The sequence below is a fragment of the Rudaeicoccus suwonensis genome, from assembly GCF_007829035.1.
GTDB lineage: Bacteria > Actinomycetota > Actinomycetes > Actinomycetales > Dermatophilaceae > Rudaeicoccus > Rudaeicoccus suwonensis.
Window position 1 is genome coordinate 24,494 of the sequence record NZ_VIVQ01000007.1, and the last position, 14,163, is coordinate 38,656.

At 68.2% G+C, this 14,163-nt stretch carries 16 protein-coding genes; 2 read left to right on the forward strand and 14 right to left on the reverse strand.

Translation table 11 applies throughout. The annotated features are described in order from the left end of the window. Nucleotides 1-151: 151 nt before the first annotated feature. The 12 genes from BKA23_RS17460 to BKA23_RS17515 form a co-directional block, all read right to left on the reverse strand. Entirely contained in the window at nucleotides 152-436 is a 285-nt protein-coding gene (locus BKA23_RS17460) for a glutaredoxin family protein (protein WP_145230910.1), read from the reverse strand. After that, nucleotides 436-1,614 carry a lysophospholipid acyltransferase family protein gene (locus tag BKA23_RS17465; protein WP_246104727.1) on the reverse strand — a complete coding sequence of 393 codons (1,179 nt, stop codon included), beginning with the start codon at nucleotides 1,612-1,614 and terminating at the stop codon, nucleotides 436-438. The genes BKA23_RS17460 and BKA23_RS17465 overlap by 1 nt, the downstream gene beginning before the upstream one ends. Next, the gene (locus BKA23_RS17470) at nucleotides 1,607-2,584 is read right to left on the reverse strand and encodes an NAD-dependent epimerase/dehydratase family protein (RefSeq protein ID WP_145230912.1); all 978 of its coding nucleotides are present in this window, start codon (nucleotides 2,582-2,584) and stop codon (nucleotides 1,607-1,609) included. Before BKA23_RS17470 ends, BKA23_RS17465 begins: the two co-directional genes overlap by 8 nt. Before the next feature lie 178 nt (nucleotides 2,585-2,762). Beyond that, nucleotides 2,763-2,861, reverse strand: coding sequence for a 30S ribosomal protein bS22 (locus BKA23_RS17475; RefSeq protein WP_082775156.1), 99 nt, complete (start codon nucleotides 2,859-2,861; stop codon nucleotides 2,763-2,765). Nucleotides 2,862-3,050: 189 nt separating this feature from the next. Continuing rightward, the gene (locus BKA23_RS17480; protein WP_145230914.1) at nucleotides 3,051-3,251 is read right to left on the reverse strand and encodes a helix-turn-helix domain-containing protein; all 201 of its coding nucleotides are present in this window, start codon (nucleotides 3,249-3,251) and stop codon (nucleotides 3,051-3,053) included. A gap of 176 nt (nucleotides 3,252-3,427) precedes the next feature. After that, on the reverse strand, nucleotides 3,428-4,639 hold the full coding sequence (locus tag BKA23_RS17485; RefSeq protein WP_246104728.1) for an acetoin utilization protein AcuC: 1,212 nt from the start codon (nucleotides 4,637-4,639) through the stop codon (nucleotides 3,428-3,430). Nucleotides 4,640-4,649: 10 nt separating this feature from the next. Then, nucleotides 4,650-5,189, reverse strand: a complete 540-nt coding sequence (locus BKA23_RS17490; RefSeq protein WP_145230916.1) for a GNAT family N-acetyltransferase — start codon at nucleotides 5,187-5,189, stop codon at nucleotides 4,650-4,652. Between the two features lie 102 nt (nucleotides 5,190-5,291). Further along, a complete protein-coding gene (gene proC, locus BKA23_RS17495; protein WP_145230917.1) occupies nucleotides 5,292-6,137 on the reverse strand; it encodes a pyrroline-5-carboxylate reductase in 846 nt (281 codons plus the stop codon). A gap of 6 nt (nucleotides 6,138-6,143) precedes the next feature. Beyond that, nucleotides 6,144-7,097 carry a proline dehydrogenase family protein gene (locus BKA23_RS17500; protein WP_425473788.1) on the reverse strand — a complete coding sequence of 318 codons (954 nt, stop codon included), beginning with the start codon at nucleotides 7,095-7,097 and terminating at the stop codon, nucleotides 6,144-6,146. Between the two features lie 71 nt (nucleotides 7,098-7,168). Continuing rightward, nucleotides 7,169-8,014 carry a transglutaminase family protein gene (locus tag BKA23_RS17505; RefSeq protein WP_170226705.1) on the reverse strand — a complete coding sequence of 282 codons (846 nt, stop codon included), beginning with the start codon at nucleotides 8,012-8,014 and terminating at the stop codon, nucleotides 7,169-7,171. Continuing rightward, nucleotides 8,011-8,937, reverse strand: coding sequence for an alpha-E domain-containing protein (locus BKA23_RS17510; RefSeq protein WP_145230921.1), 927 nt, complete (start codon nucleotides 8,935-8,937; stop codon nucleotides 8,011-8,013). The genes BKA23_RS17505 and BKA23_RS17510 overlap by 4 nt, the downstream gene beginning before the upstream one ends. 2 nt (nucleotides 8,938-8,939) lie before the next feature. Then, nucleotides 8,940-10,580, reverse strand: a complete 1,641-nt coding sequence (locus tag BKA23_RS17515; RefSeq protein ID WP_425473789.1) for a circularly permuted type 2 ATP-grasp protein — start codon at nucleotides 10,578-10,580, stop codon at nucleotides 8,940-8,942. Between the two features lie 138 nt (nucleotides 10,581-10,718). Here BKA23_RS17515 and BKA23_RS17520 point away from each other — a divergent pair, with 138 nt between their 5' ends. Continuing rightward, entirely contained in the window at nucleotides 10,719-11,693 is a 975-nt protein-coding gene (locus BKA23_RS17520; protein ID WP_145230929.1) for an NADPH:quinone oxidoreductase family protein, read from the forward strand. 110 nt (nucleotides 11,694-11,803) lie between these two features. Here the strand turns inward: BKA23_RS17520 and BKA23_RS17525 are convergent, their stop codons facing one another. Then, nucleotides 11,804-12,622 carry a sugar phosphate isomerase/epimerase family protein gene (locus BKA23_RS17525; RefSeq protein WP_145230931.1) on the reverse strand — a complete coding sequence of 273 codons (819 nt, stop codon included), beginning with the start codon at nucleotides 12,620-12,622 and terminating at the stop codon, nucleotides 11,804-11,806. After that, nucleotides 12,619-13,545, reverse strand: a complete 927-nt coding sequence (locus tag BKA23_RS17530; RefSeq protein ID WP_145230933.1) for a Ppx/GppA family phosphatase — start codon at nucleotides 13,543-13,545, stop codon at nucleotides 12,619-12,621. The genes BKA23_RS17525 and BKA23_RS17530 overlap by 4 nt, the downstream gene beginning before the upstream one ends. A gap of 48 nt (nucleotides 13,546-13,593) precedes the next feature. On the opposite strand from BKA23_RS17530, the gene BKA23_RS17535 reads away from it, so the two are divergent. Then, nucleotides 13,594-14,163: DUF3109 family protein (locus BKA23_RS17535; RefSeq protein WP_145230935.1), on the forward strand; the 570-nt coding region annotated here is incomplete at its 3' end.

Consider the following 14,163-nt stretch of genomic DNA (forward strand, 5'->3'; position numbering starts at 1 on the left):
CTTTGTGAACAGACGCACAAAGTCGCGTTCTAGGGACAAAAGTGCTAGTGCGACGCGTGCGAAGCCGCTGAGCGGTTGCTGTGCGTCAGATCGGCGAACCTCCCACGGTCGCGACGACCCCTCGCCGGACGCGGCGGCGGCGCCGAAAGACTCAGGCGAGAGCGGCGCGCAACCGGGTCTCGTCGACCCGCCAGAAGTCGTGCTGCCGGCCATCGACCAAGGTGACCGGGATCTGCTCGGCATACCTGCTCATCAGCTCGGGATCGGTGAGGATGTCGAGCTCCCGCCAGCCCACGCCGGTGTCCGCCGCGACTCGCTCGATGACGACCCGTGCGTCGTCACAGAGGTGGCAGCCGGGCTTGCCGATGAGGGTGATCCGCGGCGTCACCTCGGTCGCTGCAGCCGGTGCCGAGGTTCGACGTGCACGCCCGAACATCAGAAGAAGACCGAACGACGTTGCATGAGAAGCGAATACAACGACTGCTGAATCGTCTCGCGCACCTGATCGGTGAGTTCGAAGACCAGCATCGGGTCTTCGGCTCCGGCCGTGCCGAAGCCGGCGGTCTCGATCGGTGCCCCGAACTCGATGATCCACTTGCTCGGCAGCGGGATGAGTCCGGCGAGCCCGAGGAACGGGAACGTGGGGGTGACCGGGAAGTATGGCGTGCCGAGCAGCCGGGCCAGGCCCTTGAGGTTGCCGATGAGCGGGTAGATCTCCTCGGCGCCCACGATCGAGCACGGGATGATCGGCGCACCGCTGCGCATCGCCGCCGACACGAAACCGCCGCGGCCGAACCGCTGCAGGCGGTAGCGCTCCGAGAACGGCTTGCCGACGCCCTTGAAACCTTCAGGCCAGACGGCCACGAGTTCACCGGATTTCAGCAACCGTTCGGCGTCGGCGTTGGCGGCCAGCGTCGTGCCGGCCCGTCGACTGAGCTGACCGACCACCGGTGAGGAGAACACCAGGTCGGCACCGAGCATCCGCACGTGACGGTGCTGCGGGTGTTCGTCGTGGATCGCGACCTGGGTCATGAGTCCGTCGATCGGCAGCGTGCCGGAGTGGTTTGCGACGACCAGCGCCGAGCCATCGGCCGGGATGTTCTCGATGCCGCGCACCTCGACGCGGAACCAGCGCCGATAGAGCGGTCGCAGCAGCGGCAGCCACACCTGGTCGGTGAAATCGGAGTCGAAGCCGAAGTCGTCGATGTCGTAGTCGCCGGTGAGCCGCCGCCGCACGAACGCCAGAGCCTGCGCGATGCGCTGCTCGAGATCGTCGCCGCTCATGCCGACCGCGGCGCCTGCGGTGCGCAGGATCGTGACCAGTCCGCCGATGGCGGCCTCGATCTCGCTCGTGCCGGGCATGGCCGCCGGCTGTGGCATCGGTTCGTCGTCGCAGGGGTCGGGCACGGCATACAGCCCGCGTTCGCTGCTTGCGGCGTGGGCGGCATCGCTGATCCGCCGGCGCTGCGGCCTCGTCGGACGGGGCGCGGGTGCCGGGGTGGGTGGCACCGGCGTTGCGGGTTCGCCGGCGGATGCCGGCTTGGCGGACGCTCGCGCCGCGGTCTTCGGCTTGGCCACTGCCTTGCGAGGGCGGGTCGAAGGTCGGTCAGCCACGGGCGCCTCCAAGAGCAGGAATGAGTTCGCCGGCGCCGAAGACGTCGGTGAACGCCTCTCGCGTGGTCATGGTCGGCTCGAATCCGAGCACTTCGCGCATCCGGCTGGTGTCCATCCCCCGGCCGAACTGCAGGAACGCCATCTGTTCGGCGTCGAAACCGCGAGCCCCGAGCAGATCACTGAGCTGCTGGATGAGCCCGCCGGACTGCGCGAGCACCGGCAGCACCGGCTTGCGCGCCAACCTCGCCGCCTGGCGCACAGTCAGCATGCCGTCGGCAGCGACGTTGATCGTGCCGGTGGCATCCGTGAGTGCGGCCTTCTTGATCGCCGCCACAGCGTCGACGAGGTGGAGCACCTGGAACCGGCCGTCGAAACCCAGCGGCGCGGGCAGCACCGGCTGCTCGAAATACTCCGAGAACGTGGTGCGGACGCCCGCTCCGACGAGATTGGCCATCCGCAGCATGACGAGTTGTATGTCGGGCCGCCGTCGGGCCAGACCTCGCACGTAGGTCTCGACCTCGACCGAGTCGCGGCCGAAACCGCCGGTCGGCGTGCGCCGGGCGCTCATGTCCTCGGTGAACATCGCCGGGTCCTGCGGTGAGGACCCGTAGATCGCGGAGGAGGATTTCACGACGATCCGGCGCAGCGACTCCGCCTTCTGGCAGGCGGCGAGCAACTGCATCGTGCCGATGACGTTGATCTCCTTCTGCTGATTGCGGCCACCGGCCTGGCGTGGCGTCATGATCACGCCCAGGTGCACGACGGTGTCGATCTGCTCCTGGTTGACGATCTTGCCGATGATCGGATTGCGTATGTCGGCCCGCACGAACCTGGCCCGGCCGATCCCGTGAAGTGGCGGCACTGCGTCGATGGCAATGATCTTGTCGACCGACGGGTCCTCGGCCAGCGCCCGGCACGCGACGCCCCCGACGCGACGAGACACGCCTGTCACCAGCACATTCCGGGGCATGGTGCCTCCTGCGCGGCGTCGGGAACTGGTATGCCGATGGTAGCCCCGGCGGCAGTGGCGATCCGCAGTGACCACGATCTGCCATCGACGCGGGGCACGTCGCGGCCGACGCGCCACAGCAAACAAAAGGGCCCCGTCGTCCGGTGTGTCCGGAGAGGGGCCCTGAAGCTGCCGCTGACTACTTCTTGTTGCGGCGCTGGTGACGCGTCTTGCGCAGCAACTTGCGGTGCTTCTTCTTAGCCATCCGCTTGCGGCGCTTCTTAACGACTGATCCCATGCGTGACGCTACTTTCTGCGAGCTTGTCGAACTTCTTGGTGGACCGGCTGCGGCGTGCGGCCGACTGACCGGAAAGCCTGATGACGGCTCTGGACCGTCGGCCAAGGATACGCCATGAGCCGAAGGCGTGCGAATCGCGGGCGGTCCTCGCCGCTCGCGCTCGCTTGCCCGGCGTGGTGGCGGTTGCGGTCAGGCGGTGCCCATGTAGGACTGGTTGAGGTACTCGGTGACCGCATGCTCGGGCACCCGGAAGGAGCGCCCGACGCGCACGGCGGGGAGCTCACCGGAGTGCACGAGGCGGTACACCGTCATCTTCGAAACCCGCATGATGGCGGCCACCTCGGCGACGGTCATGAAGCTGACCTCGCCAGGCTGACGGTCTTGATCCATGACGGAGTGTGCCTTCCCGTTTGACGTGACTGTCCCATCAGCCTCAACGGCAACGGGAGAAACCTGCTGATCGCACACGATAGGGGTAATCGGCAGTCTGTGGAAAGTCTGAGGCGAGAATTGTCCAGCCGACACGCCGATCATCGGCGAGTTGCCTGATCTTCGACTGGTGCCGCTCAGTCGAACCAGACGTCGAGGCCGTGGTGGGGAAAGATCGCCTCACGGGTGGCGAGGATCGCGCGGTCGGTCGGATCTTCCGGATCTGCCCCCGATTCCCACGAGCGCCACCAGACCCGACCCTCGTCGGCCTGACCGTCGCCCATCCGCGCCGGGCCGGGCCGGCCGAAGCGCGACTGCACCTCGTCGCGCCACTGCTGCGGCAGTGGTGTGTCGAGCGGGATCGGCCGGTGGGCGGCGATCGCAGCGAGGTGGGTCCACGCGCGGGGCACCACGTCGATGACCTCGTAGCCGCCGCCGCCGAGCGCCAGCCATCGGCCGTCGGTGATCTCGTGGGTCAGGTCGTGCAGGAGCTCGTATGCCGTCCGCTGGGCATCGATCGACAGCGCCATGTGCGCCAGCGGGTCCGAGTAGTGCGAGTCGCACCCCTGCTGGGTGACGATGAACTGCGGCTGGAAGGCCCGCAGCACCGGCGGAACCACCGCGTGCAGTGCCCGCAACCACGCGGCGTCACGTGTGCCCGGCGGCAGCGCGATGTTGACAGCGGTGCCTTCGGCCTGCGGACCGCCGACGTCCCCGGGGAATCCGGTGCCGGGGAACAGCACCCGGCCCGTCTCGTGGATCGATGCCGTCAGCACGCGCGGGTCGTTCCAGAAGACCCGCTCGACCCCGTCACCGTGGTGGACGTCGAGATCGACATACGCAACGCGTTCGACGCCGTGATCGAGCAGCCAGGAGATGGCAAGGGCCGGGTCGTTGTAGATGCAGAAGCCGGACGCGCTGCCCGGCATCGCGTGGTGAAGCCCGCCGCAGAAGTTGACGCCGTGGTCGATCTCGCCGCGATGCAGCGCCTCGGCCAACGCGACGCTGGACCCGGCGATGAGGGCCGACGCCTCGTGCATGCCGCGGAAGGCCGGGTCGTCCTCGGTGCCCAGACCGTATGCCGGGTCCGCGCCGGCAGGGTCCGCCGACGCCGCACGCACCGCGTCGATGTAGTCGGCGGTGTGGACCCGGCGCAGGAATTCGTCGGATTCGCCCGGCCGCGATGGCTTGACGACCGCGACACCGGGCGCATCGAAGACGCCCAGTTGCTGCGACAGCCGCGCGGTCAACTCGAGCCGGACCGGGTTCATCGGGTGGTCCGGGCCGAAGTCGTACCCGGTCAACGAGTCGTCCCAGACCACCTGCACCCGGGGGGCCGCGCTGGACATGGCCCTGCCGTCAGACGACAGCGCTCGGGACGGAGCCCGGATCGTCGCCGAGCGGAAAGATCATCGCCATCTCCTCGTCCGGCTCCTCGCCGTCGGAGTTGCCGTTCTTCATCGGTCGACGGCTGTCGGTGGGCCGGAAACCGAAGCTGCTGGCGAAGGCGACTGCGCGACCGTTGTCGGTGCCGACCCAGTAGGCGACGAAACCGAAGTCATCGGAGCGGGCCTGGTCGACACCGGCCTGCACGAGCTTCCAGGCCACACCCTGGCCTCGCAGGCCTGGCGTCACCCACAGGCCGAACAACTCGCCGACCCGCTCATCGCCGCCGGGACGCCGCCCGATCGAGACAACGCCGACGACCGTGCCGTCCTGCTCAGCGACGAGCCGACGGGACCTGGCCATGCGCGTGCGCCAGAACTCCTCGTCGAACTCCTGTTCCTGCGTGGCCGAGGCCACGAATGCCTCCGGGGCGTCGCGTAGCGCCGCCAGCCGGACGTCGCGGTAGACCTGCCAATCATCTTCCCCGAGGGCCCGCACCGTGATGTCAGTCATGGGCACAACTGTGTCACGCATGTGTGACGTGCGGTGAGGTGGTGCCCCATCTCACGGGCAACTGACAGCCGATGCCCCCGTGGCCCCGTGGGATGCGGCGGATCAGCGCACCTTGCCGGACGCGAGTTCGGCGGATCTGGTTGCGGCTGCTTCCATCGCGGTCAGAAAGGCGGCCCGAACCTTGTGGTCGTCCAACTCGCGCAGGGCCGCCATCGTGGTGCCGCCGGGGCTTGAGACGCGCTCTCGCAGGACCGTCGGATGCTCACCGGTGTCGCGCAGCATGGTGGCTGCGCCATACAGCGTCTGAACGACGAGTTCGGTGGAGGTGTTGCGCGGCAGACCCAGCAGGACACCCGCCTCGATCATCGCCTCGACGACGTAGAAGATGTATGCCGGGCCGCTGCCGCTGATCGCGGTCACAGCGTCGAGCTGGTCCTCCGGCAGCGAGATGACCTTGCCGCAGGCGCGCATGAGGTCCTGCGCCTCCCAGAGGTGGTGCGTCTCGCAGTGCGACCCGGCGCTGACCGCCGCCATACCCTCGTCGACCAAGGCCGGGGTGTTGGGCATGACCCGCGCCACCGGGGTGCCGTCGGGCAGGTGCTCCTCCAGGAAGGCCGTGGTGATGCCGGCGGCGAGCGAGACCACCAGCGTGCCGCCCCGCAACTGCGCGCCGATCTCGCGCAGCAGGCCGGCCATGTCCTGCGGCTTGACCGCGATGACGACGGTCGACGCCTGCGCTGCGGCCTCGGCGCCGGGAGCGGTGCGCACGGCATACCGCTCCTGAATCTGCATGAGGCGGTCCGGGCTGCGGTCGGCGACGATCAGCTGGGTGGCCGGCCGACCGGAGCGGATCAGCCCCGACAGGAGCGCCTCCCCCATGACACCGGCGCCGATGACGGCGACGTGTTTGTCGGCGAATTCGCGGTGCCGCTCAGCGGTTTCGGCCATGGCTGATCATCCTTTGCTGGCGAGGGCGCGCATGAAGAACATGGTGTTCGCCGGACGTTCGGCCATCCGGCGCATGAGGTAGCCGTACCACTCGTCGCCATACGGCACGTAGACGCGCATCTGGTGACCGGCCGCGGCGAGCCGCTGCTGCTCGTCGGGGCGGATGCCGAAGAGCATCTGGAACTCGAAGGATCCGGCTTCGCGGAGGTTCTTGTCGGCGAGCGATCCGGCGATCTCGATCAGGCGGGGGTCATGGCTGGCGACCATCGGGTAGCCCGCGCCCTCCATGAGCACCTTCAGGCAGCGGACGTACGACTTGTCGACCTCGATCTTGTCCTGGTAGGCGACCGACTCCGGCTCCTTGTAAGCGCCCTTGCACAGTCGGATCCGGCTGCCCTCGGTTGCGAAATCGCGGCAGTCGGCCTCGGTGCGGTGCAGGTAGGCCTGCAGCACCGCACCCACCCACGGGAAGTCGGCGCGCAACTCGCGCACGATGCCGAGCGTGGAGTCGGTGGTGGTGTGGTCCTCCATGTCGATGGTGACGGTCGTGCCGGCCGCCTTGGCCGCCTCGCAGATCTGCCGGGCATTGTCGAGCGCGATCTGCTCACCGTCCTGGGGCAGTGACTGGCCGACGGCACTGAGTTTCACACTCACCTCGGCCTTGCCGTCGGCGGTCAGACCCGCATCACTCAACGCGGTGAGCAACGTCAGATAGGCGTCGCGGGTGTATGCCGCGTGCGACTGGTCGGTGGTGTCCTCGCCGAGGAAGTCGATCGTCGCCAGACGGCCGCCGTGCAGCAGGTCGGTGACGGCCGAGAGGCACTCGTCGGTGCCGACGCCGGCCACGAACCGGCGCACCACGTCACGGCTGACAGGGGCGTTCTCGATCACCTGCCGCACCTGTTTGCTGCGGCTGAGGCCGAGCAGTCCTTGGCGCAGCACTGTGCTGGGGTCGATCACGTGGGGCTCCTTCGAAGGTCACCGGGTCAGCAACGTCGGACCGCTCTCGGCGCCGGTGGGCCCGGGAGCAGTCACGCAAGCCGACTGATCTCGACGGTGACGAAGATGCGAGAGCCCGGAGAGCCGGTGAAGATGCCTCGCAACGGGACGACGTCGTCGTAGTCGCGGCCGTGCGCAACTTCAATGTAGAAGTTGTCCGGCACGACCCTGCGAGCCGGGTCGATGTCGAGCCACACACCGTCCCACCACTGCACCCAGGCATGGGTCTCGGCGGGGATCGTCTCACCGACCGGTGCATCACCGTCCAGCAGTGCATAGCCTGCGACATACCTCGCGGGGATGCCTGCGGCGCGCAGCCCGCCGATCGTCAGGTGGGCGATGTCCTGGCAGGCGCCCGATCTGGTCTCCCAGGCGACGCTGGCGTGCGATCGCACGTTGGTGCGACCGCGGACGTATTCCACATCGGCAGCGATGCGGTCGATCAGTCGGTCGACGAATTCCGTTGGCGTAGCGCAGGTTTCGCGCAGCTGGCCGACCACCTCGGCGAACGCGTCGGCGAGTTCGACGCGACCGCTGGTCTGCAGGAACTCGTCGAGGTCACCCAGCAGGTCCGGCTCCGCCAGGTCGGCCCAGCTCAGTTGCCGGCCCTGCGGGCGCTTGCGGTCGACCGTCACGGTGCTGATCGCGGCGACCTTGAGCTCCTCGTGCGCTTCGTGCAGCTCGAAGCTGGCGACCGTGTTGCCGTAATAGTCGGTCCAGGTCTCGATCCACGGCGTGGGCACGATGTCGAGCCGGGTGTGCAGCACGCTCTGGTCGGTGTTGGCGCGCGGCGCGAGCCTGGCCTGGTTGTACGACGCGACGGCCGGGCCGTTGTAGGTGTACCCGGTGCGGTGCACCAGTCGAAGTGTCGTGCTCACAGCGCGCCTCCCAGCCACTCCGGCGCGACCGCGCCCTCGAAATACCGCTTGGCCACGGCCTCGGTGGCGCTCGCGCACATCAGCTGCAACTGCTCCATCTGGGCCGGTATGTCGGAGAACAGGTCCGACAGCGACATCAGATCCAGCCGCGCCTGCGCCTGCCCGATGATGCGGCCGGCGTCGCCACCGAATCCGAGCCGACGCTGGCGCGGGTCGAGCACCTCCAGGCAGCCGCCGGCGACCGCCAGGGAGTGGGCGACCGATCGCGGGAACAGGCGGTCCATCAGCAGGAATTCGGCAGCGGCGCGCTCGGATTCGCTGGCTCGGTAGGTGCGGGTGAACGCGTGCGCGGCACCGCAGGCGCGCAGGGTGACCGACCACGACCCGGCCGAGCCCGTGGCGTATGTCGCAGCCAGGATCATTCGCGCGGTCATGTCGATCCGCTCGAGATGACGGCCCAGCACGATGAACTGCCAGCCGTCGTCGTGGCTCTGGGTGTGGTCCGCGAGCGCAGAGACCATGTTGGTGCGCTCACGTGTCAGCCGGAAGGCGTCCGCCGGGCGCATCCGTTCGAGTTCACCGGCCAGGATCGCGTTGTAGGTGGTGTTGAGCGCCTCCCACACCTCCGTCGAGACGACCTCGCGAGAGCGCCGGGCGTTCTCACGGGCCGACTCCAGCGCGTAGGCGATCGACGTCGGTGACTGCGGATCGTGCAGCAGCAGTCGCAGGATGCTCGCGATGTCGGCGTCCTCCTCGGCCGCCATCCCCATCGCGGCGAGGATCGAGCGGCAGGTGGCCTCCTCGTCGATGACCGGGTCCTCGACCAGCAGTTGCAGGTAGACATCCAGGATGCGCGCGGTGCACTCGGCCCGCTCGATGTAGCGCCCTATCCAGAACAGCGCTTCGGCTATGCGGCTGAGCATGTCTAGAGAGCACCTCCTGTGGACGGGGCCGTCGTGCCGAGGGTCTGCGTCATACCACCCAGGGTCTGCGACATCCCTGGCGATGAAGGGGTGTCCGGCGCGCCGTCCGACCGAGCTGTATGCCGCGCCCGCAGCGCCGGGTGCAGCACCGATCCCTCGGCTGCGGGCTCCGGCTCCGCGTGACCACCGGTGTGGCCCTGCGACTGGTAGTTGTCGCCGGCGAGCACCCAGGTGTCCTTGGAGCCGCCGCCCTGACTGGAGTTGACGATGAGTTCGCCCTCGGGAAGCGCGACACGGGTGAGACCGCCGGGCAGCACCCAGACCTTGTCGCCGTCGTTGATCGCGAAGGGCCGCAGGTCGACGTGACGCGGCGCCATACGCCCGTTGATGAAGGTCGGGACAGTCGACAGCTGCACGACCGGCTGCGCGATCCAGCCGCGCGGATCGGCGAGCAGCCTGGCGCGCAACTCGTCCAGTTGCTGCCGAGTTGCCCTGGGACCTATGACGATTCCCTTGCCGCCGGCACCGTCGACCGGTTTGACCACAAGTTCGTCGAGACGGTCGAGCACCTCGGCGCGGTGCTGGGGATCCTCCAGGCGCCACGTGTCGACGTTGGGCAGGATCGGCTCCTGACCGAGGTAGTAGCGGATCAGATCGGGAACGTAGGTGTAGACGAGTTTGTCGTCAGCGACACCGTTGCCGACGGCGTTGGCGATGGTGACATTGCCGGCCCGCGCAGCATTGAGCAGGCCAGGCACGCCGAGCATCGAATCGCGCCTGAAATGAACGGGATCCAGGAAATCGTCGTCGACCCGGCGATAGATCACGTCCACGGGATGCAGCCCGTGGGTGGTGCGCACCATGACCCGGCCGGCCTGGGCGATGAGGTCGCGGCCTTCGACGAGACGCACGCCCATGAGGCGGGCGAGGAGAGTGTGCTCGAAGTACGCCGCGTTGTAGGCACCGGGGGTCAGCACCACGACCGTCGGGTCGGTCACACCGCTGGGTGCGCATGCGCGAAGCGCGGAGAGCAGCTTGTTGGGATACTGCGAGACGGGCCGAATCCGGTGGTGCGCAAAGACTTCCGGCAGCGCGGCCGACATGGCACGCCGGTTGGTCATGACGTAGGACACGCCGGACGGGATGCGCACGTTGTCCTCGAGCACGCGGAAGGTGCCGGCCGCGTCGCGGATGAGGTCGATGCCGGCGACGTGAACGCGCACCTGGCCGGGCGGCTGGATCCCCTTGGCCACACGCAGGAAGTGTGGGCTGCTCGTGACCACGCCGCGCGGGATCACCCGGTCGTTGAAGACCTGACCCTCGCCGTAGATGTCGGCGAGAAAGGCTTCGAGCGCCCGAACCCGTTGTCGCACACCGGATTCCACGGTCGACCAGGTGTCTCCCTCGATGAGCCGAGGGACGATGTCGAGCGGGAACGGCCGTTCCTCGCCGCCGATGTCGAAGGTCACGCCCTGATCGAGGTAGGTGCTCGACAGGTAGTCCGAGCGCGCCGACATCTCCTCCGGCGCAAGCCGTTCCATCTGACGACGCACACCGAGGTACCCGCTGCGGGCGGTGCCCCCGTCGAACATCTCGTCGTATGTCGATGGTCGCGGCGCGTATCCGTCGAAGAGCTGGCTCACATCAGGAAACCTAGCGCGACCATGTTTCCTGCGCGTTGCGCTTCGCGGCGCGTTGACCGGTAGTAACTGCCCACCGGCCGGATATCGCGCAGGTGCGGGCACCGCCCGGGGTGATCCGGAGGTGATCTAATCGCCAGCATGCGCGCTGCCCAGATCACCTCCCTCAGCGGCCCGGCCGCCATCACCGTCGACGACATCGCCGAACCGACCGCCGCGGATGACCAGGTGGTCGTTGCGGTGCACCGCGCCGGAGTCGCCTACCCCGACGTGCTGCTGTCGCGCGGCGAGTACCAGCTCAAACCGCCGACACCCTTCGTTCCGGGCGCGGAGGTCGCCGGAACAGTGGTCAGCGCGCCCGACGAATCCGGCCTCACCGTCGGCCAGCGCGTCGTCGCGTTCCCGGGCTTCGGTGGGTTCGCGCAACGGGTTGCCGCTCCACTCACCTCGGTCGTGCCGATACCCGACGACATGACGTATGACGTTGCCGCGGCACTCCCGATGAACTACCTGACCTGCCTGTTCGCGCTCGACCAGCGCGCACACATCCAGCGCGGCGACACCGTACTGGTGCACGGCGCGTCGGGCGGGATCGGCACAGCCGCCATACAGCTCGCGAAGGCGCGAGGAGCCCGGGCGATCGCCGTGGTGTCGGACCCGGATTCTCGCGGCAAGGTGGCACGCGAGGCTGGAGCGGACGACGTGGTGGCCGCGGCGACCTTCAAGGACGACGTGCGCGAGCTCACCGACGGCCGCGGCGTCGAAATCGTCGTGGATCCGGTGGGTGGCGACCGGTTCACCGACTCGCTGCGCAGCCTCGCCACCGAAGGACGCTTGCTCGTCATCGGCTTCACCGGCGGCGAGATCCCGACGGTCAAGGTGAATCGCCTTCTGCTGAACAACATCTCAGTCGTCGGAGTTGGCTGGGGTGCGTATTGGATGACACGTCCCACGTTCCTGCAGGAGCAGTGGAAGGTGCTGATGCACGACTGGGTTTCCGGCGCGATCAACCCGCCGATCGGCGCGACCTTCAGCCTCGATCAGGTGGCAGACGCCGTGGCCATGCTCGACGATCGTCGGGCGAGCGGCAAGGTGCTGATCAACGTCGCCGACTGACCCGGTTCAGGCCACACTCGTCCACGGCCTTGCACCGCATCGGTTATTCGACAGGACGGCGGGTATTGCCGCCTCAGCGTCGAACATCGCGCGGGGAGGTGAGGTCCTGGTCAGCCGGGTGCGGCGGCGAAGTGCAGCCGGGCGAAGGCGAGGGCTTCGGCCAGATCGACCTCGCGCTGGTCGGCGGTGAGCTTGCGTGTGCCGACCTCGAGCACGATGTCACCGGTGTAGCCGTCACCGGCGAGACGCTCCAGAAATTCCGCACACGGCTGCGTCCCACGACCGGGCACCAGATGCTCGTCCTTGAACGAACCGGATCCGTCGGCGAGGTGGACGTGCGCCAACCGGTCGCCGAGAGCCTCCTGCATCGCCAGGGCGTCCGCGCCTGCGGTCGCAGTGTGCGACAGGTCGAGGGTCACGTGCCGGTAGTCCTGCTCCACCGGGTCCCATCCCGGCAGATAGGCCTGCATCTCACGCTGTCTGGCCCGCCACGGGAACATGTTCTCGACGGCGATGCGCACATCGGTCTCGTCGCCGCGAGCGCGAATGCCCTCGACGAAACCGTCGGCATACTCCCGCTGCCAACGAAACGGTGGATGGACCACGACGGTCTCGGCACCGACCTGCTCGGCCAACTCGATCGAGTTGTCGACCTTGTCCCACGGCTCGGTTCCCCAGATACGCTGCGTCAGCAACAGCGTCGGGGCGTGGATGGACACCACCGGCAGCCCGTAGTGGTCGACCAGGTTGCTGAGCGCGCCGGCCTCCTGACTGACCGGATCGGTCCAGATCATCACCTCGATGCCGTCATAGCCGAGCCGTTCGGCCAGATCGAAGGCTCCCACGACGCCGACGGGATAGACCGACGAGGTCGACAACGCCACGCGGCCTCCCGGCACCCGGACACCCCGCCGGGCCTCCCCGGTCATGAGTCGAGCCAGTCCAGCCGGCGCAGGATCACGCCTTCGCGCAGCGCCCACGGGCACAGATCCAGCCGGGGCACATCGAGCAGGTCCATCGCAGCCTCGACGACGATCGCGCCGGCGAGCAGCTGTCGGGACCGACTCACCGAAACCCCTGGCAACTCAGCGCGTTCGGCCGCCGACATCACCGACAGTTGCGGCACGAGTTCGGCGAGCGCGCTGCGGTCGAGACTGCGATCGACATACGGGCCCTGACCGCTGGGAGCCGCTCCACACAATCGGGCCAGCGACCGAATCGTCTTGCTGGTGCCCACGATCCGGTCGGGCACACCGACCTTCGCCAGGTCGCGCACCACGCGTGCGATGTCCGATCGGATCTGCTTGCGCACCGCACGGATCTGCTGCGCACCCGGCGGGTCACCCGGCAGTTCACGGGTGAGCCGGCCGGCGCCGAGCGGCAGGCTCAGTGCGGCGTCCGGCTCCTCGTCGATGCCGGCAGCGAACTCCAGCGAACCGCCGCCGATGTCGAGCACCATCAACCGACCGGCCGACCAGCCGAACCATCGGCGGACCGCCAGAAAAGTCAACCGCGACTCCTCAGGGCCGGAGAGCACCTGCAGGTCGACGCCGGTGCGATCGCGCACCTGCTGCAGCACCGCCTCGCCGTTGGGCGCCTCCCGGATCGCGCTCGTCGCAAACGCCAGCAGATCCTCGATGCCCTGATCCTCGGCGATGGTCAGGCATTCGCCCACGAAGGTCGTCAGCCGGTCGATGCCGTTGGCGGCGATCGAACCGTCCTGCTCGGTGTGCTCGGACAGACGCAGCTCACGCTTGTGCGAACTCGCCGGTAGTGGATGGGCGCCGCGGTGGGCGTCGACCACAAGCAGGTGGACGGTGTTCGAGCCCACATCGATGACACCGAGGCGCATGGGTCAAAACTAGCCGACGCACCGAGGCGGGCAGCCTACGATGTGGCCGTGGCTGAGACCCCTCTCGAAATCCCGCGCTACTGGGTCGAATTCGACAATCCGGATGATCCCGCCGAGCGCTTCCGGTGCGACCTGACGTGGCTGACGTCATCGTGGACCTGCATCTTCGGCAACGGCTGCCAGGGCATCTACGAGACCGCGCCGGACGTCGGCTGCTGCACCCTGGGCGCGCACTTCTCCGGCAAGGAGGACCTCGCCAACGTCAAAGCCGCCGTCAAACAGCTCGGCCCCGACGAGTGGCAGTACCACGACGTCGGCCACGGCAAGGGCGGCTGGCGCGAGAAGGAGGACGGCGACTGGAAGACGCGCGTGGTGGATGGCGCGTGCATCTTCCACAACCGGCCCGGGTTCCCCGCGGGCGCCGGCTGTGCCCTGCACCAGCACGCGGGCGCCAATGGCGTCGAGCCGCACACCATCAAGCCGGATGTGTGCTGGCAGTTGCCGATCCGGCGCACGTTCCGCACCGTCGAACTGGCCGACGAGACGTCGTACCTGGAGATCTCGATCGGCGAGTACGACCGGCGCGGCTGGGGACCGGGTGGACACGATCTGGATTGG

Coding starts and splice junctions, on each gene's coding strand:
- BKA23_RS17460 (WP_145230910.1), bottom strand. CDS start 436: ATGTTCGGGCGTGCACGTCGAACCTCGGCACCGGCTGCAGCGACCGAG.
- BKA23_RS17470 (WP_145230912.1), bottom strand. CDS start 2,584: ATGCCCCGGAATGTGCTGGTGACAGGCGTGTCTCGTCGCGTCGGGGGC.
- BKA23_RS17475 (WP_082775156.1), bottom strand. CDS start 2,861: ATGGGATCAGTCGTTAAGAAGCGCCGCAAGCGGATGGCTAAGAAGAAG.
- BKA23_RS17480 (WP_145230914.1), bottom strand. CDS start 3,251: ATGGATCAAGACCGTCAGCCTGGCGAGGTCAGCTTCATGACCGTCGCC.
- BKA23_RS17485 (WP_246104728.1), bottom strand. CDS start 4,639: ATGTCCAGCGCGGCCCCCCGGGTGCAGGTGGTCTGGGACGACTCGTTG.
- BKA23_RS17490 (WP_145230916.1), bottom strand. CDS start 5,189: ATGACTGACATCACGGTGCGGGCCCTCGGGGAAGATGATTGGCAGGTC.
- proC (WP_145230917.1), bottom strand. CDS start 6,137: ATGGCCGAAACCGCTGAGCGGCACCGCGAATTCGCCGACAAACACGTC.
- BKA23_RS17510 (WP_145230921.1), bottom strand. CDS start 8,937: ATGCTCAGCCGCATAGCCGAAGCGCTGTTCTGGATAGGGCGCTACATC.
- BKA23_RS17520 (WP_145230929.1), top strand. CDS start 10,719: ATGCGCGCTGCCCAGATCACCTCCCTCAGCGGCCCGGCCGCCATCACC.
- BKA23_RS17525 (WP_145230931.1), bottom strand. CDS start 12,622: ATGACCGGGGAGGCCCGGCGGGGTGTCCGGGTGCCGGGAGGCCGCGTG.
- BKA23_RS17530 (WP_145230933.1), bottom strand. CDS start 13,545: ATGCGCCTCGGTGTCATCGATGTGGGCTCGAACACCGTCCACCTGCTT.